At 71.8% G+C, this 23355-nt stretch carries 23 protein-coding genes; 18 read left to right on the forward strand and 5 right to left on the reverse strand.

Annotated elements, in window-relative coordinates; genetic code table 11:
- The first annotated feature begins 71 nt into the window (after window positions 1–71).
- Together MFF64_RS21125 and MFF64_RS21130 are read left to right on the forward strand one after the other, a co-directional pair.
- Window positions 72–1343, forward strand: a complete 1272-nt coding sequence (locus tag MFF64_RS21125; protein WP_099906988.1) for an arsenic transporter — start codon at window positions 72–74, stop codon at window positions 1341–1343.
- A 26-nt stretch (window positions 1344–1369) separates the two neighbouring features.
- The gene (locus MFF64_RS21130; RefSeq protein WP_238192338.1) at window positions 1370–2299 is read left to right on the forward strand and encodes a DMT family transporter; all 930 of its coding nucleotides are present in this window, start codon (window positions 1370–1372) and stop codon (window positions 2297–2299) included.
- 35 nt (window positions 2300–2334) lie between these two features.
- Here MFF64_RS21130 and glcF read toward each other — a convergent pair whose 3' ends face one another.
- Together glcF and mbfA are read right to left on the reverse strand one after the other, a co-directional pair.
- On the reverse strand, window positions 2335–3675 hold the full coding sequence (gene glcF, locus MFF64_RS21135) for a glycolate oxidase subunit GlcF (RefSeq protein WP_238192339.1): 1341 nt from the start codon (window positions 3673–3675) through the stop codon (window positions 2335–2337).
- A gap of 129 nt (window positions 3676–3804) precedes the next feature.
- A complete protein-coding gene (mbfA, locus tag MFF64_RS21140; protein ID WP_238192340.1) occupies window positions 3805–4773 on the reverse strand; it encodes an iron exporter MbfA in 969 nt (322 codons plus the stop codon).
- Window positions 4774–5014: 241 nt separating this feature from the next.
- Here mbfA and MFF64_RS21145 point away from each other — a divergent pair, with 241 nt between their 5' ends.
- The 3 genes from MFF64_RS21145 to lpxK are packed head-to-tail and all read left to right on the forward strand — an operon-like array spanning window position 5015 to window position 8018.
- Window positions 5015–5746, forward strand: a complete 732-nt coding sequence (locus MFF64_RS21145) for a lysophospholipid acyltransferase family protein (protein ID WP_238192341.1) — start codon at window positions 5015–5017, stop codon at window positions 5744–5746.
- Window positions 5743–7047, forward strand: coding sequence for a 3-deoxy-D-manno-octulosonic acid transferase (locus MFF64_RS21150; protein WP_238192342.1), 1305 nt, complete (start codon window positions 5743–5745; stop codon window positions 7045–7047). Before MFF64_RS21145 ends, MFF64_RS21150 begins: the two co-directional genes overlap by 4 nt.
- Complete coding sequence (lpxK, locus tag MFF64_RS21155) at window positions 7047–8018, forward strand: tetraacyldisaccharide 4'-kinase (RefSeq protein WP_099902440.1); 972 nt, start codon at window positions 7047–7049, stop codon at window positions 8016–8018. The genes MFF64_RS21150 and lpxK overlap by 1 nt, the downstream gene beginning before the upstream one ends.
- Here the strand turns inward: lpxK and MFF64_RS21160 are convergent.
- Window positions 8004–8225 carry a DUF2093 domain-containing protein gene (locus MFF64_RS21160; RefSeq protein WP_099902438.1) on the reverse strand — a complete coding sequence of 74 codons (222 nt, stop codon included), beginning with the start codon at window positions 8223–8225 and terminating at the stop codon, window positions 8004–8006. The two genes, lpxK and MFF64_RS21160, sit on opposite strands and share 15 nt — an antisense overlap.
- Before the next feature lie 127 nt (window positions 8226–8352).
- Between MFF64_RS21160 and MFF64_RS21165 the strand changes: the two genes are divergently transcribed.
- Genes MFF64_RS21165 through deoA form a run of 3 tightly spaced genes read left to right on the forward strand, consistent with a single transcriptional unit; the run spans window position 8353 to window position 10908 of the window.
- On the forward strand, window positions 8353–8751 hold the full coding sequence (locus MFF64_RS21165; protein WP_099902436.1) for a cytidine deaminase: 399 nt from the start codon (window positions 8353–8355) through the stop codon (window positions 8749–8751).
- Window positions 8748–9572, forward strand: a complete 825-nt coding sequence (locus tag MFF64_RS21170) for a purine-nucleoside phosphorylase (protein WP_238192343.1) — start codon at window positions 8748–8750, stop codon at window positions 9570–9572. The genes MFF64_RS21165 and MFF64_RS21170 overlap by 4 nt, the downstream gene beginning before the upstream one ends.
- A 22-nt stretch (window positions 9573–9594) precedes the next feature.
- Window positions 9595–10908, forward strand: a complete 1314-nt coding sequence (deoA, locus tag MFF64_RS21175) for a thymidine phosphorylase (RefSeq protein WP_099901986.1) — start codon at window positions 9595–9597, stop codon at window positions 10906–10908.
- Window positions 10909–11062: 154 nt separating this feature from the next.
- On the opposite strand, the gene MFF64_RS21180 is transcribed toward deoA, so the two are convergent.
- Window positions 11063–11275 carry a hypothetical protein gene (locus tag MFF64_RS21180; protein WP_238192344.1) on the reverse strand — a complete coding sequence of 71 codons (213 nt, stop codon included), beginning with the start codon at window positions 11273–11275 and terminating at the stop codon, window positions 11063–11065.
- 331 nt (window positions 11276–11606) lie between these two features.
- Here MFF64_RS21180 and MFF64_RS21185 point away from each other — a divergent pair, with 331 nt between their 5' ends.
- The 4 genes from MFF64_RS21185 to MFF64_RS21200 all read left to right on the forward strand — a co-directional run bounded on the left by MFF64_RS21185 (window position 11607) and on the right by MFF64_RS21200 (window position 15492).
- Entirely contained in the window at window positions 11607–13040 is a 1434-nt protein-coding gene (locus tag MFF64_RS21185) for a homospermidine synthase (RefSeq protein WP_238192345.1), read from the forward strand.
- Between the two features lie 109 nt (window positions 13041–13149).
- Window positions 13150–13716 carry a Uma2 family endonuclease gene (locus MFF64_RS21190; protein WP_099899016.1) on the forward strand — a complete coding sequence of 189 codons (567 nt, stop codon included), beginning with the start codon at window positions 13150–13152 and terminating at the stop codon, window positions 13714–13716.
- A 14-nt stretch (window positions 13717–13730) separates the two neighbouring features.
- Complete coding sequence (locus tag MFF64_RS21195; RefSeq protein ID WP_099899014.1) at window positions 13731–14078, forward strand: hypothetical protein; 348 nt, start codon at window positions 13731–13733, stop codon at window positions 14076–14078.
- A gap of 4 nt (window positions 14079–14082) precedes the next feature.
- Entirely contained in the window at window positions 14083–15492 is a 1410-nt protein-coding gene (locus tag MFF64_RS21200) for an amidase (RefSeq protein ID WP_099899013.1), read from the forward strand.
- Window positions 15493–15498: 6 nt separating this feature from the next.
- Here MFF64_RS21200 and gltX read toward each other — a convergent pair whose 3' ends face one another.
- Window positions 15499–16845, reverse strand: coding sequence for a glutamate--tRNA ligase (gltX, locus tag MFF64_RS21205; RefSeq protein WP_099899011.1), 1347 nt, complete (start codon window positions 16843–16845; stop codon window positions 15499–15501).
- 94 nt (window positions 16846–16939) lie between these two features.
- Between gltX and MFF64_RS21210 the strand changes: the two genes are divergently transcribed.
- From MFF64_RS21210 to acs, 6 genes are all read left to right on the forward strand, one after another.
- Entirely contained in the window at window positions 16940–17926 is a 987-nt protein-coding gene (locus tag MFF64_RS21210) for a mitochondrial fission ELM1 family protein (protein ID WP_238192346.1), read from the forward strand.
- A gap of 31 nt (window positions 17927–17957) precedes the next feature.
- The gene (gene trxB / locus MFF64_RS21215) at window positions 17958–18950 is read left to right on the forward strand and encodes a thioredoxin-disulfide reductase (RefSeq protein ID WP_099899007.1); all 993 of its coding nucleotides are present in this window, start codon (window positions 17958–17960) and stop codon (window positions 18948–18950) included.
- Between the two features lie 112 nt (window positions 18951–19062).
- Window positions 19063–19953, forward strand: a complete 891-nt coding sequence (locus tag MFF64_RS21220) for a LysR family transcriptional regulator (RefSeq protein WP_099899018.1) — start codon at window positions 19063–19065, stop codon at window positions 19951–19953.
- A gap of 201 nt (window positions 19954–20154) precedes the next feature.
- Window positions 20155–20634: a nucleoside deaminase gene (locus tag MFF64_RS21225; RefSeq protein ID WP_099899005.1), complete on the forward strand. Its 480-nt coding sequence runs from the start codon at window positions 20155–20157 to the stop codon at window positions 20632–20634.
- A 116-nt stretch (window positions 20635–20750) separates the two neighbouring features.
- Window positions 20751–21011, forward strand: a complete 261-nt coding sequence (locus MFF64_RS21230; RefSeq protein ID WP_099899003.1) for a hypothetical protein — start codon at window positions 20751–20753, stop codon at window positions 21009–21011.
- Between the two features lie 160 nt (window positions 21012–21171).
- On the forward strand, window positions 21172–23121 hold the full coding sequence (gene acs / locus MFF64_RS21235; protein WP_238192347.1) for an acetate--CoA ligase: 1950 nt from the start codon (window positions 21172–21174) through the stop codon (window positions 23119–23121).
- The last annotated feature ends 234 nt before the right edge of the window (window positions 23122–23355 follow it).

Consider the following 23355-nt stretch of genomic DNA (forward strand, 5'->3'; position numbering starts at 1 on the left):
TAATCAGCCGCCCATGCCGAACAGCCCCCTCCCGACGCCTTCCCCGCCTCGACGACAGGACTACTCCCCCCATGGCCGCGCTGACGTTCAGCCCCAACCTCGCGACCTGGGCGATCGCCGCCCTCGCCACGCTCGGCGTGATCGTGCGCCCGTTCTCCTGGCCGGAGGCGGTCTGGGCCGTGCTCGGCGCCCTCGCCCTGGTGCTCCTCGGCCTTCTCCCGGCGGGCACCGCCTGGGAGGGCGTGCTCAAGGGCACCGACGTCTACCTCTTCCTCGTCGGCATGATGCTGATGTCCGAGGTTGCCCGGAAGGAAGGCCTGTTCGACTGGCTCGCCGGCATCGCCGTGCGCACCGCCAGGGGCTCGGCGACGCGGCTCTTCACCCTCGTCTACCTCGTCGGCACGGTCGTCACGGTCTTCCTCTCGAACGATGCCTGCGCAGTGGTGCTGACGCCGGCGGTCTACGCCGCGACCCGTGCCGCCAAGGTCGAGAGCCCCCTGCCCTACCTGTTCATCTGCGCCTTCATCGCCAACGCCGCCTCGTTCGTGCTGCCGATCTCGAACCCGGCGAACCTGGTGGTCTTCGCCGAACACATGCCGCCGCTGACCCGGTGGCTGGCGCTGTTCGCCCTGCCGTCGGCCCTCGCGATTCTGGCGACCTACGTCGTCCTGCGGCTTACTCAGAACGGGACCCTGCGCCAGCAGCAGGTCGCCACGGAGGTCGAGACGGCGTCCCTGTCCCGCACCGGCATCGTCGCGGGCCTCGGCATCGTGGCGACCGGCGCGGTGCTGATCGGCGCCTCGGCCCTCGGACGCGATCTCGGCCTGCCGACCTTCGTCGCCGGCCTCGCCACCACCCTCATCGTCCTCGCCCTGCGTCGCGGCAGCGGCGCGCTCGAGGTGGTCAAGGACGTGTCCTGGAGCGTGCTGCCGCTGGTCGCCGGCCTGTTCGTCCTGGTCGAGGCGCTGGAGAAGACCGGCGTGCTGGCGATGATCGCCCGGGAGCTGCAGCGCGCCGCCACCGCTGCGCCGGCCGAGACCGCCTGGGGCGCCGGCGCGCTGATCGCCTTCGCCTGCAACCTCGTCAACAACCTGCCGGCCGGCCTGATCGCCGGCGCCGCGGTGCAGGCCGCCCACGTGCCGGAAAAGGTCGCTGGCGCGGTGCTGATCGGCGTCGATCTCGGGCCCAACCTCTCGGTCACCGGCTCGCTTGCCACCATCCTGTGGCTCACCGCGATCCGCCGCGAGGGCCAGGACGTGAGCTTCTGGAGCTTCCTCAAGCTCGGAGCGCTGGTGATGCCGCCGGCCCTCGCGCTGGCGCTCGCCGGCCTCCTCCTCGTCTGATCCCCTCCCACAGAAAGGCCTCCCCGGTGTCGATCGCCGCGCTCCTCTATCCCTTCATCCTGGTGGCCGGTGCGCTGCAGGCGCTCGGCAACGCGATGAACGCACAGCTGCGCGGCCGGATGGTCAATCCGTGGCTCGCCGCCACGGTGTCGTTCCTGCCGATCGTGTTCGTGTTCGTCACCCTGTTCCTGGTGATGCCGACGCCGCTGCCGAGCCTCGAGACCTTGGCCAAGATGCCATGGTACGCCCCGCTCGGGGGGCTCGCCGGCGCGGTCGCGGTGTTCGGCGGGCTCGCCTTCATCGACAAGGTCGGGGCCGGGCCGTTCAACGGCCTGACGCTGACCGCCAACATCATCACCTCGCTCGCCCTCGACACGTTCGGGCTGTTCGGGCTCCAGGCGTCCGGCTTCAAGCCGCTGCCCTGGCTCGGCGGGGTACTGATGGCGGTCGGCGTGGTGTTCATCGCCCGTACGGCGGGCAAGAAGGACGATGGCGAGAAGAATAGCGGCGTCGGCGGCAAGCTGCTCTACCCGTTCATCCTCGTGGCCGGTGCGCTCATGGCGGTTGGCGTGGTTTGGAATTCGCAGCTGCGCGGGGCGCTGGTCAATCCCTGGCTCGCCGCCACCGTGTCGTTCCTGCCCGTCGTCTTCGCCTTCGCGCTGATGACCCTGCTCAAGCCGACCCCGCTGCCGACCCGCAAGGATCTCGCCGGCGTGCGCTGGTGGATGCCGCTCGCCGGCCTCACCGGGGCGGTCGCGGTGTTCGCGGGCCTGCTCTTCGTCGACAAGGTCGGGGCCGGCGCCCTCAACGGCCTGCTCATCACCGCCAACCTGCTCACCTCGGTGGCGCTCGACCATTTCGGCTGGCTCGGCATGCGCCGCGTCGAGGCGGGCCCGCCGCGCCTCCTGGGGGCTGCCCTGATGGTCGGCGGGATCGTGCTGATCTCGGTGTTCTGATCCGAGCCGGGCCGGGCGAGATCGACCGTCTCGCCCTACTCCGCCGCCAGAGCCGGCCGCCGGTCCGCCACCCCGTCGAGGGCCGCCGGGCGCGGGCCGCCGGTCGCCCAGTCGAGGAGTTCCACCGTGTGGACGATCGGGATGGCGGTGCCCTTCCCGATCTGCGTCGCGCAGCCGATGTTGCCGGTGGCGATCACGTCGGGCCGGACGCGCTCGATGTTGGCGACCTTGCGGGCGCGCAGGTGGGCGGCCAGCTCCGGCTGCAGGATGTTGTAGGTCCCGGCCGAGCCGCAGCAGATATGGCCCTCGGGCACATCCTTCACGGTGAAGCCGGCGCGGGAGAGCAGCGCCTTCGGCTCGGTGCGCAGGCCTTGCCCGTGCTGCATCGAGCAGGCGGAATGATAGGCGACGACGAGGTCGGTCTCGACCACCGGCTCGGACAGGCCGAGGCTCGTCACGTACTCGGTGACGTCGCGGGCGATGGCGGCCACCCGAGCGGCCTTGTCCGCATAGGCCGGGTCGTCGCGGAACATGAAGCCGTAATCCTTGATCGTGGTGCCGCAGCCCGAGGCCGTGACCACGATCGCGTCGAGCCCTTCGCCGTCCATCTCGGCGATCCAGGCATCGATGGTGCGCCGGGCGAGCGCGTGCGACGAGTCCTCGTGGCCCATATGGTGGGTGAGCGCGCCGCAGCAGCCCTCGCCCCTGGCCTGCACCACCTCGACGCCGTGGCGGGTGAGCAGCCGGATCGCCGCCTCGTTGAAGTCCGGCCGCAGCACGCTCTGGGCGCAGCCGCGCAGGAGCGCCACCCGGCCCCGGCGCGGGCCGGCGGGCGGGAAGCGGCCCGGCTTGTCCTGCGCCGAGCGGTTCGGCAGCGCGGCGGGCGCGAGGTCGAGCATCGCGGCGAGCCGGTTGCCGACCTTCGGCATCCTCGCGGCGATTCCCCGGAACGGCCGGCCGAGCGTGGCGCCGAGGAGCGCCAGGCGGAAACGGTTCGGGTAGGGCAGCACCTGCGCCAGCACCGCCCGCAGGAAGCGGTCCTCCACCGGGCGCGAATAGGTCTTCTCGATATGGGCGCGGGCATGGTCGACAAGGTGCATGTAATGCACCCCCGACGGGCAGGTGGTCATGCAGGACAGGCACGACAGGCAGCGGTCGACGTGCTTGACCACCTCGGGGCTCGCCGGCTTGCCGCCCTCCAGCATGTCCTTGATCAGGTAGATGCGCCCGCGCGGCGAATCGAGCTCGTCGCCCAGGAGCAGGTAGGTCGGGCAGGTGGCGGTGCAGAAGCCGCAATGCACGCAGGTGCGCAGGATCTTCTCCGAGGCCGCCATGGCCGGGTCGGCGAGCTGCGCGGGAGTGAAGCTGGTCTGCACGGGTGTTCCTCGGGGCGATCTCTTGCGGGGCGGCTCTTCGGTGCCTTCGCGCCGTTTCTAGACCATTTTCAAGGTGGCGGGAGCGGCTTTCGGGGCCGCCGCCCGCGCACGGTGCCGCATGAGGCTCCCTCAGGCGCTGCCGATGGCGACGCCGGCGAGCAGCACCAGCACGCCGCCCAGCACCACCTGGAGGGCGGCGCGCCAGAACGGCGTCTCCATGTAGCGGGTGCGGATCGCCGAGATGGCGAGCAGTTCCACCGCCACCACCAGGGCGGCGAGCACGGTCGCGACCGCGAAGGCGTTGGGCCAGGAATCGGGCACCAGGTAGGGCAGCGTGTGGCCAAGGCCGCCCAAAGCCGTCATGATCCCGCAGACGAGGCCGCGCAGCCACGGCGAGCCGCGCCCGGTGATGCTGCCGTCGTCGGACAGGGCCTCGGTGAAGCCCATGCTGATCCCGGCGCCGATCGAGGCGGCGAAGCCGACCAGGAAGGTCTGCCAGTTGTTGTGGGTGGCGAAGGCGGCGGCGAAGAGCGGGGCCAGCGTCGAGACCGAGCCGTCGATCAGCCCGGCGAGGCCCGGCTGCACGTAGCGCAGCACGAACAACCGGTGCGCCGCCCGCGCCTCCTCGGCGGCGGCGTCCCCCGTCTCCTGCTCGGCCGTCAGCGCCTCGGCCCGGCGGCCGTGGCCGCGCTCGATCTCGGCGAGCCGGGTGAAGAGCTGGCGCACCCCGAGGTCGCGGGTGAGCGTGGCGGCCCGCTCGTAGAACCCGGCGGATTGCGCCTCCATCGCCTCCGTCTCCCGCCGCATCCGGCCGGCATCGAGCCCCTGCCACCAGAACGGACGGCGGCGCGGAAACCCCCGCACGTCCTCGCGCCGCAGGGGCGGCAGGTGCTCGCCGAAGCGCTCGCGATACGCCGCGTAGAGGTCGTCGCGGTGGCCTCGCTCCTCGTCGGCCATCGCCTCGAACAGCCCGGCGGAGCCCGGCAGATCGGCCCGCAGGCACTCGGCGAAGCTGCGATAGATGCGGGAATCCTCCTCCTCGCTGGCGATGGCGAGAGCCAGCACCTCGCGCTCGGTGAGATCGGTCAGGGCCTTCATGGGCAAGCTCCTGTTTGGAATGGATCCAATCTACAGATTGGATCCATTCCAAACAAGCGCTGGATCCCCCGTGGTGGGTGCGGTACCGCACGTTACGTCAGGTACCTGCAACCTGCCGGCGGTTGCCTCCCGGGCCCGAACGGAGCATGACGGCGCCCGGATTCGCGGGGGCCGCCCGACCCTGGCCGGACCGGATTCGCCGCGTCCCTCAACACAGCGTTCCCCTCCACGAAGTGCCCGCATGAGCGTCGTCACCCGCATCGCCCGCAGCCGGGCGGCCCAGGAGAGCCTCGGCTTTCTCGGCGCGAGCTACCTGAAGCTGGTGCGGCGCACGAACCGCTTCAGCCTCGATCCGCCCGGCGCCTATGACTGGCTGTCGCCCCTGCGGCCGTTCATCATCGCGATGTGGCACGGCCAGCACCTGATGGTGCCGTTCGTGCGCCGGCCGCAGGACCGGGCCGCCACCATGGTGTCGCGCTCGATCGACGGTGGGGTGAACACCGCCGTGCTCGAGCGGATGGGCGTGCGGGTGATGCGCGGCTCCGGCGCCCGGCGGTCGAGCGACATCTGGGCCAAGGGCGGCGTGCAGGCCCTGCGCGGCTGCCTCAAGGCGCTGGAGGACGGCGAATCGGTCGCGTTCAGCGCCGACGTGCCGAAGGTGTCGCGGCGCTGCGGCGAGGGCATCGTGATGCTGGCGCGCCTCTCCGGCCGGCCGGTGGTGCCGACCGCCGTGGTGACGAGCCGCGCCCTGCAATTCGACAGCTGGGACCGGGCGAGCCTCGGGCTGCCCTTCGGCCGCGGCGTGATGGCCTTCGGCGAGCCGATCACGGTCGCCCGCGACCTCGATCCGGCGGGAATCGAGGCGGCGCGCCTGCGCATCGAGGCCGACCTCAACGCGGTGCATGCCCGCGCCTTCGCGCAGGTCGGCCGGATCGACCCGGTGCATACCGGCAGAAGGGCGTCAGCCCGATGAGGCGCGAGGATGTGCCGGCGCTGCTGCGCGCCTATCATTACGGCCTGATCGCCGGCGAGCCGGCGCTCGCCGGCCTGCTCGCCTGGCGGCGCCGGCGCGGCAAGGAGGATCCGGTGCGCCTGCCCGAGCGCACTGGGCGGCCCAGCAAGCCGCGGCCGGCCGGGCCCCTCGTCTGGGCCCATGGCGCCAGCATCGGCGAAGCCCTGTCGTTGCTCGGCCTCGTGGAGCGCCTGACCGGGCGCGGCTTCACCGTGCTCGTCACCTCCGGCACTCGCACCTCGGCGGAGCTGCTGGCGCGGCGGTTGCCCCGCGGCGCCCTGCACCAGTTCGCCCCCCTCGATGCGCCGCGCTACCTCGCCCGCTTCCTCGACCATTGGCGGCCGGACCTGGCGCTCGTCGCCGAATCGGAGCTCTGGCCCAACACCATCCTGGCGCTGCACGAGCGCGAGGTGCCGCTGATCCTCGTCAACGGGCGGATGTCCGAGCGCTCGGCCCGCGGCTGGTCACGCACCCCAGGCGTAGCCCGCGCGCTCCTGTCGCGCATCGCGCTCTGCCTGGCCCAGACCCAGGACGAGGCTGAGCGCTTCGCGCGGCTGGGCGCTCCCCGGGTCGATCTCGGCGGCAACCTGAAATTCGATGCCGGGCCCCCGCCGGCGGATCCCGAGCCGCTGCGCCAGCTCGCCGGCGTGATCGCCGGGCGCCCGGTCTGGCTCGCCGCCTCGACCCATCCGGGCGAGGAGGCTGCCGCCACCGCGGCCCACCGGGCGCTGGCGCGGCTTCATCCCGGTCTCCTCACCATCGTGGTGCCGCGCCACCCCGAGCGCGGGCCGAGCGTGGCCGCCGATGCCGTGTCGGCGGGCCTCAGGGTCGGGCGCCGGTCGGCCGGCGGGCAGCCGCACGACAAGATCGATCTCTACGTCGCCGACACGGTGGGCGAGCTCGGCCTGTTCTATCGCCTGTGCCCGCTGGTCTTCGTCGGCGGCTCGCTCGCCCGCCACGGCGGCCAGAACCCGATCGAGCCGGCCCGGCTCGGCGCCGCGATCCTGTACGGGCCGCATGTGCGCAACTTCGCCCAGGTCTACGGCGCGCTCGACCGCGCCGGCGGGGCCCGGATCGTGCGCGACGGGCAGGAACTGACGGCGGCGGTCGGCCAGCTCCTCGCCGATCCCGCCGGCCGCCAGGCGATGGCCCAGGCCGGCAGCGCTGCGATCGAGAGCGCCGGCGGCGCCACCGACCGGGCGATGGCGGCGATCGAGCCCTTCATCTGCCAATTAAAGATCGCCGGGCGGTTCGCCTCGTGATCCGGGCGCCGGGCTTCTGGTGGCGGGAGGAGCCGACCTCGGCGGTCCGGCTGCTCGCGCCGTTGAGCGCCGTCTACGGGGCGCTCGCCGCCCGACGGATGTCGCAGGCCGGTGCGCAACCGCCCTGCCCGGTGGTCTGCGTCGGCAACTTCACCCTCGGCGGCGCCGGCAAGACGCCGGCGGCACTGGCGGTGGCGGGTCTGCTCGGCGGTCTCGGCCAGCGCCCGGCTTTCCTGAGCCGGGGCTATGGCGGGCGCCTGCCCGGGCCGGTGCGGGTCGATCCCGCGCGGCACGGGGCGCGTGACGTCGGCGACGAGCCGCTGCTCCTCGCCCGCGCCGCCCCGGCGATCGTCGCCCGCGACCGGGTGGCGGGGGCGCAGGCCTGCCGCGAGGCCGGCGCCGACGTCGTGGTGATGGATGACGGATTGCAGAACCCGAGCCTCGCCAAGACCTTGGCGATCGCGGTGTTCGACGGCGCGGTCGGCCTCGGCAACGGGCAGGTGTTTCCGGCGGGTCCGCTGCGGGCGCCGGCGGAGGGGCAGTGGCGGCGGATCCACGCCGTCCTCGTGATCGGCGAGGGCGCGCCCGGCGCGCGGGTGTTGGCGGAGGCGCGAGCCCGGGGATTGCCGGCCCTTCGCGGCCGGCTCGCGCCCGATCCGGCGGCGGCCGAGCGGTTGCGCGGGCGCCCGGTCCTGGCCTTCGCGGGGATCGGCCGGCCCGACAAGTTCTTCACTACCCTGCGCGAGGTCGGGGCCGACCTGCGCGAGAGCCGCGCCTTCCCGGACCACCACGCCTTCACGGAGGCGGAGACCGACGCCCTCGCGGCGGAGGCCACGCGCCGGGACCTCCTGCTGGTGACGACCGAGAAGGACCGGGTGCGCCTGCCGGCGGCACTGCCGGTGACGACGCTGCCGGTGGTGCTGGCGCTTGAGGAGCCCGAAGCCCTGGCGGGCCTGCTACGCGGTCTTTGAGCTGTCGCGCAGGCGCACCATCACGGCGTCGGGATCGGCATAGGCCTCCTGGCGCTCGACGCTCCAGTAGCGCAGGGCGTCGAGGGGGATCTCGTCGCCGGTCACCGCGCAACGCACGAACCGGCCGGGCCGCACCACCCGCAGGTTGCTGTCGCCATACTCCACGACGGCCTCGCCGGACCCGCCGCGCTCGAACCGCCCGAGCATCGAAACTTCCTTGCCTGGTGAACGGACCATGGGTTTAGGGCGCGCGAGGCGGCTTGTCGACGGGCTCGACGGCGGGCCCCCGGCCGGCCATGATCCGGAACGTACCTCAACGGCCACCGGGACGAGGATGGATCCGACCGATACCCTGTTCGCCGCGGCCCGCGCGGTCCAGGCGCGGGCCCACGCCCCCTATTCGCGCTTCCGCGTCGGCGCCGCGATCCTCGACGAGGCGGGGGCGGTGCATGCCGGCTGCAACGTCGAGAACGCCGCCTACCCGGTCGGCACCTGCGCCGAGGCCGGCGCCGTCGCCGCGATGGTGGCGGCCGGCGGCCGGCGCATCGCGGCGATCCTGGTCCTCGGCGACGGCGAGGCGCTGGTCACGCCCTGCGGCGCCTGCCGCCAGCGCATCCGCGAATTCGCCGGCCCGGACACGCCGATCCACGTCGCAGGCCCGCAGGGCGTGAGACGAACCTTCACCCTGGACGAGCTGCTGCCCGCCTCGTTCGGGCCGGACAACCTCGCGTGAGCGCCCCACCCGACGATCCCCGAGTCGCCGAGGCGACCGCCTTCCTGCGGGCGCGCGGATTCGACGGACCTTTCGCGCTTGCCCTCGTCACCGGCACCGGGCTCGGCCCCCTGGCGGAACGGGTCGAGGACCCGGTCGCCCTGCCCTACGGCGAGATCCCGCATTTCCCGGCCTCCGGCGTCTCGGGCCATGCCGGGCGGCTGGTGGCGGGGCGCCTCGGCGGGCGGCCCGTGCTGCTGTTCCAGGGCCGCGCCCACCCCTACGAGCACGGCATTGCTGCCGCGATGCGGGTGCCGGTCGGCGTGGTGGCGGCTCTGGGCGCCCCGCCGCTCCTCCTCACCAACGCGGCGGGCTCGCTCATGCCGGAGGCCGGCCCCGGCCGCCTCGCGCTGATCACCGACCACATCAACCTGTCGGGGATGAACCCGCTCTACGGCGAGCCCTCCGACGCCCGCTTCGTGCCGATGGTCGAGGCCTACGATCCCCGATTGCGGGCGGCGCTGAAGGCCGCCGCCGCGGTGAGCGGCGTGCCCCTGCACGAGGGCGTCTATGCCTGGTTCTCGGGCCCGAGCTTCGAGACCCCGGCGGAGATCCGCATGGCCAGGACCCTCGGGGCCGACCTCGTCGGCATGTCGACGGTGCCGGAGGCGATCCTCGCCCGCTTCTTCGGCCTCAGGGTCGCCGCGCTCTCGCTCGTGACGAACTACGCCGCGGGCTTCCAGACGGGTGACCCGCACCACGCCGAGACCAAGCGGGTGGCGGCGCAAGTGGCGGAGGATGTCGGGCGGCTCGTCGCCGCACTGCTCTCCGGCCACCTCTGACCTCTCTCCTCGGGACGATCTCATGACGCTGCTGCCGCAGGAACTGATCCGCCTCAAGCGCGACGGCCACGCGTTGCCGCCGGAGGCGATCGAGGCGTTCATCGCCGGCCTGACCGAGGGCCGGGTCACCGAGGGACAGGCGGCGGCCTTCGCGATGGCGGTGTTCTTCCGCGGCCTGTCGCTGCCGGAGCGGGTGGCGCTGACCCGGGCGATGACGCGCTCGGGCACGGTGCTCGACTGGGACCTGCCCGGACCGGTCGTCGACAAGCACTCGACCGGCGGCGTCGGCGACACGGTGAGCTTGGCCCTCGCCCCGATGGTCGCGTCCTGCGGCGGCTACGTGCCGATGATCGCGGGCCGAGGCCTCGGCCATACCGGTGGCACCCTCGACAAGCTCGACAGCATCCCGGGCTACATCTCGCAGCCGGACGTGGGCCTGTTCCGGCGCGTCACCCGCGAGGTGGGCTGCGCGGTGATCGGCCAGACCCCCGACCTCGCCCCCGCCGACCGGCGGCTCTACGCCATCCGCGACGTCACCGGCACGGTCGAATCCCTCGACCTGATCACCGCCTCGATCCTGGCGAAGAAGCTCGCGGCCGGGCTCCAGGGCCTGGTCATGGACGTGAAGGCGGGGTCCGGCGCCTTCATGGCCCGTACGGAGGACGCCTACGGCCTCGCCGAGAGCCTGGTCACGGTAGCGAACGGCGCCGGCATGCCGACCCGCGCCCTCCTCACCGACATGGACCAGCCCCTGGCCTCCGTCGCCGGCAATGCCGCCGAGGTGGCCTACGCCATCGACTACCTGACCGGCCGCCGGCGCGAGCCGCGCTTCCACGCCGTCACCCTGGCGCTCGGCGCCGAGATGCTTGTCCTCGGGACGTTGAGCCCCGACATCCCGGCCGCGACCGCGCGCCTGGAAGAGGCCCTGGCCTCCGGCCGCGCCGCCGAGACCTTCTCGCGCATGGTCGCGGCGCTCGGCGGGCCGTCCGATCTCGTCGCGCAGCCCGAGCGGCACCTGCCCGCCCCCCCCGTGACGCGCCCGGTCGTTCCGCCCCGGGCGGGCCGGGTGACCGTCATCGCCACGCGGGCGGTCGGCGTCGCGGTGATCGGGCTCGGCGGCGGCCGCACCCGCCCGGAAGACAGGATCGACCACGCCGTCGGCCTCACCGACCTCGCGGCGATCGGCACCGAGGTCGGGCCGGACCGGCCCCTCGCGGTGGTGCATGCGCGCAGCGAGGCGGCGGCCGCGCGGGCCGAGGCCGAAATCCTGGCAGCCTACCAGGTCGGCCCGGAGGCGGTGGCGGAGCGGAAGGTGATCCTGGGAAGGGTCGAGTGAGGCGGCATTCTCCGCCTTGCGACGGTACCGCGGCGCCTGGGCTCTCGAGACCGGGGCCCCGAACACGAAGAAGGCGCCTGAGGGGCGATGACCTCGCCCCTGGCGCCTGCTTGAAGCATCGAGTGCGTCGCCCCGGCGAGGCGGGGCGGAGCGATCAGCAGAAGTACTGGCCGATCTGGCGCTCGAGATCGTCGGTGATGCGGCCGCCGCGGGTTTCCACGAACTCGCCGATGCGCTGCTCCTGGCGGCGCTGGTTGGCGGCATGGACCGCGTGGACGATGCGGCTGACGAGGGTGAGGATGCCGGGCTCCATGTCGGAGCGCTCCTCGGCGGGGGAGATGAGCGAGTGAGTGATGACCGCGAGCATGGGGATCTCCTGTTGAGATTGCGCGCGGGCGTTTCCGGTGTTCTTGTTGCATTGCAATATGGACGCTGCCGCGCCGCACACAAGCGTCTCGGGTGCAGCGGCGCCATGCGATTCCGGCATGCCGGTCCCGGTGGGCCGGTTAACCCATCGGTCACGCTTCGGTGTTTGGGGCCAAAGGCTTGACCCGGGGTTGACCCCGCGGACCCGAGGCGTCAATCAGCCCGTCGCCCGCGCGTCATCCTGGCCTGCTAGGCGAGCCGACCGGCTCGGGGGACGCAAGTCCCCGCAGGCAGGGCACACCGCCAACCACATTCCGGAGACCTTGAGCGCCATGACCGACTGGCCCGTCCACGGCCGCATCAGCGGCCCCATCGTGATGATCGGCTTCGGCTCGATCGGCCGGGGCACCCTGCCCCTGATCGAGCGCCACTTCACCTACGACAAGGCCCGGTTCACGGTGGTGGAGCCGTCGGACGCCCACAAGGCGCTCGCCGACCAGCACGGCCTGCGCTTCGAGCAGGTGGCGCTGACCAGGGACAATTATCGCGAGATCCTGACGCCGCTGCTCACGGAAGGGGGCGGCCAGGGCTTCTGCGTCAACCTCTCGGTCGACACCTCGTCGCGGGACATCATGGAGCTGTGCCGCGAGATCGGCGCGCTCTACATCGACACCGTCGCCGAGCCGTGGCCGGGCTTCTACTTCGACAAGAACGCCGGCCCCGCCGACCGCACCAACTACGCGCTGCGCGAGCAGGTGCTCGACGCCCGCCGCCGCAAGCCCGGCGGCCCGACCGCGGTGTCGTGCTGCGGCGCCAATCCCGGCATGGTGTCGTGGTTCGTCAAGCAGGCGCTCCTCAACGTCGCGGCCGATCTCGGCCTGCAGACCCCCGAGCCGAAGACCCGCGAGGAATGGGCCGCGCTGATGCGCGAGACCGGCGTCAAGGGCATCCACATCGCCGAGCGCGACACCCAGCGCGCCAAGTCCGAGAAGCCGCAGGGCGTGTTCGTCAACACCTGGTCGGTGGAGGGCTTCGTCTCCGAGGGCAACCAGCCGGCGGAGCTCGGCTGGGGCACCCACGAGACCTGGATGCCGGAGAACGGCCGCACCCTCCCGAACGATGCGCCGGCGATCTACCTGCTGCAGCCCGGCGCCGACACCCGCGTGCGCTCCTGGACCCCGACCGCGCAGGCGCAGTTCGGCTTCCTCGTGACGCATAACGAGGCGATCTCGATCGCCGACTACTACACGGTGCGCCTGAACGGTAAGGCAGTCTACCGGCCGACCTGCCACTACGCCTACCACCCCTGCAACGAGGCGGTGCTGTCGCTGCACGAGATGTGGGGCCAGGCCGGCAAGGTGCAGGAGAAGCACCACATCCTCGACGAGAACGAGATCGTCGACGGCATCGACGAGCTCGGCGTGCTGCTCTACGGCCACGGCAAGAACGCCTACTGGTACGGCTCGCAGCTCTCCATCGAGGAGACCCGGCGCATCGCCCCCTACCAGAACGCCACCGGCCTCCAGGTGACCTCGGCCGTGCTCGCCGGCATGGTCTGGGCGCTCGAGAACCCCGAGGCCGGCATCGTCGAGGCCGACGAGGTCGATTTCCGCCGCTGCCTCGAGGTGCAGCTGCCGTATCTCGGCCCGGTGGTCGGGGTCTATACCGACTGGACGCCGCTCTCGGGCCGCCCGGGCCTCTTCCCGGAGGACATCGACGAGAGCGATCCCTGGCAGTTCCGCAACGTGCTGGTGCACGGCGCCTGAGCGACGACACGCGGCACCGCGCCCGATCTTCGGGCGCGGTGCTTCACCGTTGCGGGCTGTCGCCCGTCCCCGCCCGGTGCTACCATCGTGGCGGTGACAGGGAGCCGTCATGTCGCTCGCGCTGCGGCGCGCCCCGCGGATGCGGGTCGCCGAATTCCTCAAGATGATCCGAGACCGTCCGGACGAGGAGCGCTGGGAGCTTCTCGACGGCGAGGCCGTCTTGATGGCGCCTCCGGGCGAGCGTCATCAGCAGATCGTCATGAATCTTGGCCGCCAGCTTGCGACGCTGGCCGAGAAGCTGGGATGTCGGGCCCTGCCAGGGCTCGGCCTGCGCAACGACTTCGTCGAGGATTACGCGCCCATCCCCGGCCTAGTCGTGCTCCGCGGCCCGCACCTCTCCGACGGCTATGCCCGCGACCCGCTGATCGTCACCGCGGTACTGTCACCGTCGACCATGCACAACGACCGGGGCCGCAAGGCGGAGTTCTATCAGGGCCTCCAGACCCTGCGCGCCTACCTGGTCGTCTATTCCGACGAGGCCCGGGTGGAGATCTGGTCACGCGGGAACGGCCCGGACTGGTCACTGCGTGTCCTCGGCCACGACGACGTGATCTCGCTGCCGGATCTCGGCGGGGAGGTCCCCGTCGCCGCCCTGTACAACGGCATCCCCCTCTGACGCCCGAGCCGCCCTTGCCCCATTTCGACGAATTCTACGCCAACAAGCTGCGCGGCACCCTGGGGGTGACCGACGCCGAATCGGTGCTCGACCTGCGCGGCGCGCCCCGGCCGCAGGCCGAGGCCTCGCTCGCCGACATGCTGGAGCGGAGCCGCTTCGCCAAGGGCAAGACCGTGGCGGTGCGCCTCGACGGGCCGGTGCCCGGCGGCGGCGAGACCCTGTTCCAGCCGATCGGCCGCCAGCTCCTCGACGCCAAGCGCCGCGGCTGGGTCGAGCGACTCCAGACCCTGCCGGCCCAGGACGGGCTCGGCTTCTACGTCGCCCTGGCCGGACGCCCCGACAAGGCATCCGAGGCGCGCTGAGACGATGGCGCCCCAGCCCTCCGCCGCGAACCCCGCCGACCTACCGGCGACCGAGCTTCTGAACCTCTACGCGCGCCGCGCCCTCTCGCCGGTCACGGTGACGCAAGCCGTGATCGCCCGGGCCGAGGCCGCCGAGCCGCACTTGCGCGCGCTCTACGCCTTCGCACCGGAGGCGGCCCTGGAGGCCGCCCGCGCCTCCGAGGCGCGGTGGCTGAAGGGCGAGGCCCTGCCCCTCGACGGGGTGCCGGTCACCATCAAGGAGAACATCGCCAGGAAAGGCGTGCCGATGCCGCTCGGCACCGCCGCCCGGGACGACGTACCCCCGAGCGTGAGCGACGCGCCGGCCACCGCCCGCCTGCGCGAGGACGGGGCGGTGATCGTCGCCGCTACCACCATGCCGGATTACGGCATGCTGTCCTCGGGGCTCTCGAGCATCCACCCCCTCACCCGCAACCCGTGGGACCTCACCAAGGGCCCGGGCGGCTCCTCGGCCGGCTCGGGCGCCGCGGCCGCGGCGGGCTATGGCCCGCTCCATCTCGGCACCGATATCGGCGGCTCGATCCGGCTGCCCGCCTCCTGGTGCGGGGTCGTCGGCCTCAAGCCCAGCCACGGCCGGGTGCCCCTCGATCCGCCCTATTACGGCCGCTGCGCCGGGCCGCTCACCCGCACCGTCGCCGACACGGCGCTGATGATGCGGAGCTTGAGCCGCCCCGACGAGCGCGACCCCACCGCCCTGCCCCCGGCCGACTTGGCGTGGCTCGACCTCGACGGCCTGGAGTTGAAGGGCCTGCGCCTCGGCCTGGTGATGGAGGCCGGCGCCGGTCTGCCCCTCGATCCGGCCAACCGCGCGGTGATCGAGGCCGCCGTGCAGCTCCTTGCCGATGCCGGCGCCGTCGTCGAGCCGGTCCCGCCCTTCCTCAGCCAAAAGATGCTCGACGGGCTCGACCTGTTCTGGCGCCAGCGCGCCTCCCTCGACATCGAGGCCCTGGACGCGACGCGCCGCGCGCGGGTGCTGCCCTTCATCCGCGACTGGGCGGCGGGCGGCCGGGATTTGAGCGGCGCGGCGGTCTTCCACGGCATGAGCCAGATGGCGGCGATGCGCGACGCGGCCCTCGCGGCGATCCGCGCTTACGACTTCCTGATCGGCCCGGTCTCGCCGAACCCGCCCTTCCCGGCCGAGCACGCCTCGCCGACCAACGACCCGGCCCGGGCGATGGCCCACATCGCCTACACGGTGCCGTTCAACATGTCGGAGCAGCCGGCGATCTCGGTCCCGGCGGGCTTCACCCCCGACGGGCTGCCGGTCGGCCTGCAGATCGCCGGGCGGCGCTTCGACGATGTCGGGGTGTTGCGGCTGGCTCGCGCCTTCGAGCGGATTCGGCCGGCGCTCCGGCCGTGGCCGGTGGTGGCCTGACCGAGGTCAGGCCGTCTCCCCCCGCAACCGCGCCAGCGCCCGCTCCCGCCCGATCAGCGGCAGAAGGCCGGCGAGGTCGGGACCGTGGTCGAGGCCGGTCAGCGCGAGGCGCAAGGGCAGGAACAGCGCCTTGCCCTTGAGGCCGGTGGCGTTGCGCACGGCGTCCGTCACCCGCTTCCAGGTCGTGGTGTCCCACGGCTCCGGCGGCAGCGACTCGCGGGCCACGGTGAAGAGATCCGGCGTCTCGCCGGTCACCGGCGTCACCGGGCCCTGCACCACCCGCCACCACTCGGTGGCGTCCGGCACCCGGGTCAGGTTCGCCCGCACCACCTCCCAGAAAGCCTCCGCCCGCTCCGGCGCGACCCCGAGGGCGGCCAGGCGATCGGCCACGGCGGCGTAGGGCAGGCCGTGGACGACGCGGGCGTTGAGGCCGTCGAGCTCGTGCTCGTCGAACTTCGCGGGAGCCCGCGAGACGTGGGCGAGGTCGACGAGGGAGGCCAGCTCGTCGAGGCCGGAGACCGGGCGCACCGCCTCGGCCGAGCCGGTGAGGACCGCCAAGGCCGCGACGGCATTCGGCTCGTAGCCGGCCTCGCGCAGGCCCCGCAGGGAGAGGTGACCGAGGCGCTTCGACAGTCCTTCGCCGCTCGCCGTAGTGAGCAGGTTGTGATGGGCGAAGACCGGCACCGGGGCGCCGAGGGCGGAGAAGATCTGGATCTGGACCGCCGTGTTGGTGACGTGGTCCTCGCCGCGGATCACGTGGGTCACCCCGGTCTCGGCGTCGTCGACCACGGAGGGCAGGGTGTAGAGGTAGCTGCCATCCTCGCGGATCAGCACCGGATCGGACAGGCTGTCGGCCTCGACGTGGCAGGGCCCGCGCACGAGATCGTCCCAGGTCACGGTGCCGGGATCGAGACGGAAGCGCCAATGCGGCCGGCGCCCCTCGGCCTCGAAGGCGGCGCGCTCTTCCGGGGTGAGCTTCAGGGCGGCGCGGTCGTAGACCGGCGGCAGGCCGCGGCCGAGCTGGCGCCGACGGCGACGCTCCAGCTCCTCGGCCGTCTCGTAGGCCGGGTAGAGGCGGCCCACGCTTTTGAGGCGCTCGGCGGCCGCGTCGTAGATCGCCAGGCGCTCCGACTGGCGAAACATCCCGTCCGGGACGATGCCGAGCCACTTCAGGTCCTCCTCGATCGCCGCGGCGAACTCGGCCGTCGAGCGCGCCGTGTCGGTATCGTCGAGGCGCAGCCAGAACCGGCCGCCCTCCCGGCGGGCGAACAGCGCGTTGAACAGGGCCGGCCGGGCATTGCCGATATGGAGGAAGCCGGTGGGCGAGGGGGCGAAGCGAACGACGGGTGCCATGGCGGCTCTCGTAGAGCATCGGCGGAGCGGGGCGCAATCGGGCGTTTCTCCGCGAGTCTTGACACCGCTTGCCCCGACGCCGCATCGCAGGGCCGTGGCCTCCCTCTCCCCCCTGCTGCCCGCCGGCACCACGGCCTGGCTGATCACCGACGGCAAGGCCGGCGACCTCGCGCCCTGCCGCGGCCTCGCCGAGGCCCTGGATGTGACGGCGGAGGAACGGGTGATCGCACCGCGGCCGCCCTTCTCCTGGCTCGCTCCCCGCGGCCCGGCCGATCCGCGCGAGCGGGCGCTGACCCCACCCTGGCCCGACCTCGCCATCGCGACCGGACGCCGGGCGGTGCCGGCGCTCCGCGCGGTCAAACGCCGCTCGGGGGCTGAGACCTTCACGGTGTTCCTGCGCGATCCCCGTATCGGCCCGCGGGCGGCCGACCTGATCTGGGTGCCGGTCCATGATCGCCTGCGCGGCGCCAACGTGATCGTGACCGAGACCGGACCGCACCTCGTCTCGCCCCTCCGCCTCGCCGCCGCGCGAGACGATCCCGACCCGCGCCTCGCCGGCCTGCCCTCCCCCCGCGCCGCCGTGCTGGTCGGCGGCGACAGCCGGCACGGGCGCTTCCCGGAGGCGGATGCGCGGGCCCTGCTCGCCGGGCTGGAGCGCCTGGCGGGAGAGGCGAGCCTGATGATCACCACCTCCCGGCGCACGCCCGAACCGCTGCGGGCGGCCCTCGCGGAGCTGGCCCGCCGGCGCGGCGGCTTCTTCTGGGACGGCAGCGGCGAAAACCCCTACCTCGCGATGCTGGCGCTGGCCGATACGATCGTGGCGACCGCCGATTCGGCCAACATGGTGACGGAGGCCTGCGCCGCCGGTGTCCCGGTCCTGCTGTTCGAGCCGCAGAACCTCTATCCGCGCCACCGGCCGCTCTTCGAGGCGCTGAAACGGCACGGAACTGTGCATGCTTTCGACGGACGGGTTGAGTCGTTGCCGTCCAAGCCCTTAGACATGACACTCGCGATCGCGCAGGCTGTGGCGAATGCCTATATCGGGCATCGCGACGCGCTCGCCCGCCATCAGGCTCGTTAGAGCCTGTCCGGCGGCAGCCCCGGAGATCCGTATGTCCACCACCAAGCAGGCTCCCCAGCACGAGAAGCTCGTGATCGTCGGCTCCGGCCCCGCCGGATACACCGCCGCGATCTACGCCGCCCGCGCCATGGTCGAGCCGCTGCTGATCTCGGGCTTCCAGCCCGGCGGCCAGCTGATGATCACCACCGACGTCGAGAACTATCCGGGCTTCGCCGAAGCGATCCAGGGCCCCTGGCTGATGGAGCAGATGCGGCTCCAGGCCGAGCATGTCGGCACCCGGATCGTCTCGGAGTACATCGCCAAGGTCGATCTCGCGCAACGGCCGTTCCGGCTCGAGGCGGATTCGGGCGCGGTCTTCACCTGCGACGCGCTCATCATCGCCACCGGCGCCCAGGCGAAGTGGCTCGGCCTGCCCTCGGAGGCGAAGTTCCAGGGCTTCGGCGTCTCGGCCTGTGCCACCTGCGACGGGTTCTTCTTCCGCGGCAAGGAGGTCGTGGTCGTCGGCGGCGGCAACACCGCGGTCGAGGAGGCCTTGTACCTCGCGAACCTCGCCTCCAAGGTCACGGTGGTTCACCGGCGCGACACGTTCCGGGCCGAGCGCATCCTGCAGGAGCGTCTGTTCAAGCACCCGAACGTCGAGGTGGTGTGGAACCACGCGGTCGAGGAGATCTGCGGCCGCGACAAGCCGGCCCCCTCGGTCACCCATGTCCGCCTGCGCGACACCGTCACCGGCGCGATCACCGAGCGCAAGGCCGACGGCTTGTTCGTGGCGATCGGCCACCAGCCGGCGACGGGAGTGTTCGAGGGGCAGTTGCCCTTCCGGGACGGCGGCTACCTCGACGTGACGCCCGGCACCGCGATGACGGCGATCCCCGGCGTCTTCGCGGCGGGCGACGTGACCGACGACGTATACCGGCAGGCGATCACCGCCGCCGGCATGGGCTGCATGGCCGCCCTCGAGGCGGAGAAATACCTGGCCAACTTGGCGATCGGCGAGCAGCCGCGCCAAGCCGCGGCCGAGTAGGCGAGTTGTACCGGGGCCGGGGATGAGCCCCGGCCCCGGCCTTTGGCGTTCGCTCTGAACTCACCGGCTCCTCTTCAGGCCGGCCGGGGCTCTGGCGAGGGGTTTGACGGCCGTGGACTGGGACAAGATCCGGATTTTCCTCAACGTCGCCGAAGCCGGCAGCTTCACCAAGGCGGGCGACGATATCGGGCTCAGTCAGTCGGCCGTCAGCCGTCAGATCAGCGCCCTGGAGCGCGAGCTGAAGGCCCCGCTGTTCCACCGCCACGCCCGCGGCCTGATCCTGACCGAGCAGGGCGACCTCCTGTTCCGGGCCGCCCGGGACATGAAGATGCGGCTCGAGACCACCCGGGCCCGCCTCGTCGAGACCAGCGAGCGCCCCTCGGGCGACCTCAAGGTGACGACGACCGTCGGCCTCGGCACCGCCTGGCTGTCGCAGCGGGTGGCCGAGTTCCTCGACCTGCACCCGGACGTGCGCGTCGAGCTGATCCTCACCAACGAGGAACTCGACCTCGCCATGCGCGAGGCCGACGTGGCGATCCGCCTGCGCCGCCCGGCCCAGCCGGACCTGATCCAGCGCCGGCTGTTCACGGTGCACTATCACGTCTTCGCCTCGCTCGAATACGTGAAGCGCTTCGGCGAGCCGAAGACGATCGACGAACTCGACAAGCACCGCCTGGTCTCGTTCGGCGGCGACCAGCCCTCCTACCTGATGGCGACGCACTGGCTCGCCACGGTCGGACGCGAGGGCCGGGAGCACCGCACCATCCACTTCACGGTCAACAACATCTCGGCGCTCCAGCTTGCCGTGGAGACCGGCGCCGGCATCGGCATCCTGCCGGACTACGTCGCCGACGGGAACGAGCAGCTGGTCCAGGTCCTGCGCGACTACGAGATGCCGAACCTCGAGAGCTACCTCGTCTATGCCGAGGAGATGCGGACGGTGGCCCGCGTCCAGGCGTTCCGGGACTTCCTGGTCGCGAAAGCGCAGCGCTGGACGTATTGAGACCGCATCCATTGTCCCGGACGGCTTCGACGCTCTCCATCGTCATCCCGGGTCCCGCTTTCGCGCCCCCGGAATGACGCGGGGGCTGGCAACGCTGTCGTGCGAGCGGGAGAGTTCTACGGCCCCCTCCCCGCTTGCCTTTCCGCCCACCGGCGCCATGCTCCCCGGGGCAGCCGCAAGGGCAGGCGACGAGGAGCCCCGATGACCGACGACGAGACCTTCATGGCGCGCGCCATCGCGCTGTCGGAGCAGACCGCCCTGGTCGAGAGCGCCGGCGGCGCCTTCGGCGCCGTGATCGTGCGCGACGGTCAGATCATCGGCGAAGGGGCGAACCGGGTCGTCGCCGAGAACGACCCGACCTGGCACGCCGAGATGGCGGCGATCCGCGCCGCCTGCACGTCGCAGGGCAGCTTCAAGCTGCCCGGCGCAACCCTCTATACCTCGGCCGAGCCCTGCCCGATGTGCATGGCGGCGGCTTACTGGGCCGGCATCTCGCGGATCTTCTACGCCTCGACCAACGAGGACGCGCTGCGACACGGCAATTTCGACGACAGCATGATCTACGAGGAGGTCCGCAAGCCCGCCGATCAGCGCAAGATCCCGATCCGCCAGATCATGCGCGCCGAGGCGATCGAGGTCTGGAAGCGCTACGAGGCCAAGGACGACCGGGTGCCGTACTGACAGGCGAATGACCGTGTGGCCCCGGCGCAGCGAAACCCGGGCCTGGGTCCGGCGTTGTCCTTCGGGAAACTTAGCTCTCTTCTCCGGTTGTTTTCGATCATCGAAGGAGGCCCGACATGCGCCGCACGCATCTTCTCGCCGCCCTCCTGGGGGCGGTCCTCGCCCCCGGCCCGCTCCTCGCCCAGGCGCCCATGCGGGAGCCGGACGCGACCGGGGCACTCGGCCCCGCCACCCGCGAGACCACCGGGGTCGGTCAGACCAAGCCGCCGGGCGCGGCTTTGGGCCCGGATGCCGGCCTGACACCGGACCTGCAGCAGCGCGACCGCGAGATCCAGCGCAAGATCGATACCGGGATCTGCGACGGCTGCACCGAGTAGCCCTGCTACGACAGGCCGGGCGCATTAATCCGGTCTGCATTAGACGGAATGATCGGTTGCGGGCGCGGCGAGCGGACGCCTAAACCGGCTGCAACCGGCCCGGACGCGCTCCGCGACCGCTCGAACGGGCCACGAACAGAGCCGAGACAGGGAGAGCGCCATGAACCAGCGGGTGGTCGACGTCAGCCAGGATGCGCGCGCGCGGGCGCATATCGACGAGGCCAAGTATCAGGCCTGGTACGAGGCCTCGATCCGCGATCCGGAAGCGTTCTGGCGCGAGCACGGCAAGCGGATCGACTGGTTCACGCCCTACGCCAAGGTGAAGGAGACGACGTTCGGCCCCGGCGATGTCTCGATCAAGTGGTTCTCCGACGGCGTCACCAACGCCGCCCATAACTGCATCGACCGTCACCTCGCCGCCCGCGGCAACCAGGTGGCGATCATCTGGGAGGGCGACGACCCGTCGGAATCGCGCCACATCACCTACCGCGAGTTGCATGCGGAGGTGTGTCGGATGGCCAACGTCCTGCGCAACCGCGGCGTCTCCAAGGGTGATCGCGTCACCATCTACCTGCCGATGATCCCCGAGGCCGCCTTCGCCATGCTGGCCTGCGCCCGGCTCGGCGCGATCCACTCGGTGGTGTTCGGCGGCTTCTCGCCGGACTCGCTCGCCGGCCGCATCCAGGGCTGCGACTCGAAGCTCGTCATCACCGCCGACGAGGGCCTGCGCGGCGGCCGCAAGGTGCCGCTGAAGGCCAATGTCGACGCGGCGATCCAGCGTCTGCCCGCCGACAGTGTCGACCACGTGATCGTGGTGCGCCGCACCGGCGGCGCCGTCGAGATGGATCCGGTCCGCGACGTCTATTACGACGCCGCCGCCGCCCAGGTCACCGACGAATGCCCGGTGACGCATGTCGAGGCCGAGCACCCGCTGTTCCTGCTCTACACCTCGGGCTCGACCGGCCAGCCGAAGGGCGTGGTCCACACCACCGGCGGCTACCTCGTCTACGCGTCGATGACGCATCAATACGTCTTCGACTATCACGAAGGCGACATCTACTGGTGCACCGCCGATGTCGGCTGGGTCACCGGCCACTCCTACATCCTGTACGGGCCGCTGGCGAACGGCGCCACGACCCTGATGTTCGAGGGCATCCCGACCTACCCGTCGATCTCCCGGTTCTGGGAGGTGGTCGACAAGCACAAGGTCAACATCTTCTACACCGCGCCGACGGCGATTCGCTCGCTGATGGGCGCCGGCGAGGAGCCGGTGAAGAAGACCTCGCGGAAGAGCCTGCGGGTGCTCGGCTCGGTCGGCGAGCCGATCAACCCCGAGGCCTGGGAATGGTACTACCGGGTCGTCGGCGACCAGCGCTGCCCGATCGTCGACACCTGGTGGCAGACCGAGACCGGCGGCATCCTGATCACCCCGCTTCCCGGCGCCACCCCGCTCAAGCCCGGCTCGGCGACCCGGCCGTTCTTCGGCGTCAAGCCGGTGGTGGTCGACAGTGACAACAAGGTGCTGGACGGCGCCTGCGAGGGCAACCTCTGCATCGACGATTCCTGGCCCGGCCAGATGCGCACCGTGTGGGGCGACCACGAGCGCTTCGTGCAGACCTACTTCTCGACCTTCCCTGGCCGCTACTTCTCGGGCGACGGCTGCCGGCGCGATGCCGACGGCTATTACTGGATCACCGGCCGGGTCGACGACGTCATCAACGTCTCGGGCCACCGGATGGGCACGGCGGAGGTCGAATCCTCCCTCGTCGCGCATCCGAAGGTCTCCGAGGCCGCGGTGGTGGGCTATCCCCACGATATCAAGGGACAGGGAATCTACGCCTACGTCACCCTGATGCAGGGCGAGGAGCCCTCGGACGCGCTGCGCAAGGAACTGGTCGCCTGGGTGCGCAAGGACATCGGGCCGATCGCCTCACCCGACCTGATCCAGTTCGCCCCCGGCCTGCCCAAGACCCGCTCGGGCAAGATCATGCGCCGCATCCTGCGCAAGATCGCCGAGGACGAGTTCTCCTCGCTCGGCGACACCTCGACGCTGGCCGAGCCGGCGGTGGTCGACGACCTGATCGAGAACCGGCAGAACCGGACCAAGTGATCGAGATGGCCGGGGCTCACGTCGAGCCCCGGCTTTTCATCCAGCGATGAACGGCCGCGCTTATCAGACCTTCGTCGTAGCGCATGCCTTTTCAGTCTCTTTGCGCTGGCATTTGCCGAAAAATCAGGTCATCCGCCTATTGCGCCGCAACAAACGCCGCTGCGCACGCTCACCCCGGCAAGACCAGGGGCAACACAGCAGAGACCGAAGGACCGGCTTCACTGCCCCGTGCCG

Origin of the sequence: Methylobacterium frigidaeris (genome assembly GCF_022179185.1) — a bacterium.
Classification (GTDB): domain Bacteria; phylum Pseudomonadota; class Alphaproteobacteria; order Rhizobiales; family Beijerinckiaceae; genus Methylobacterium; species Methylobacterium frigidaeris.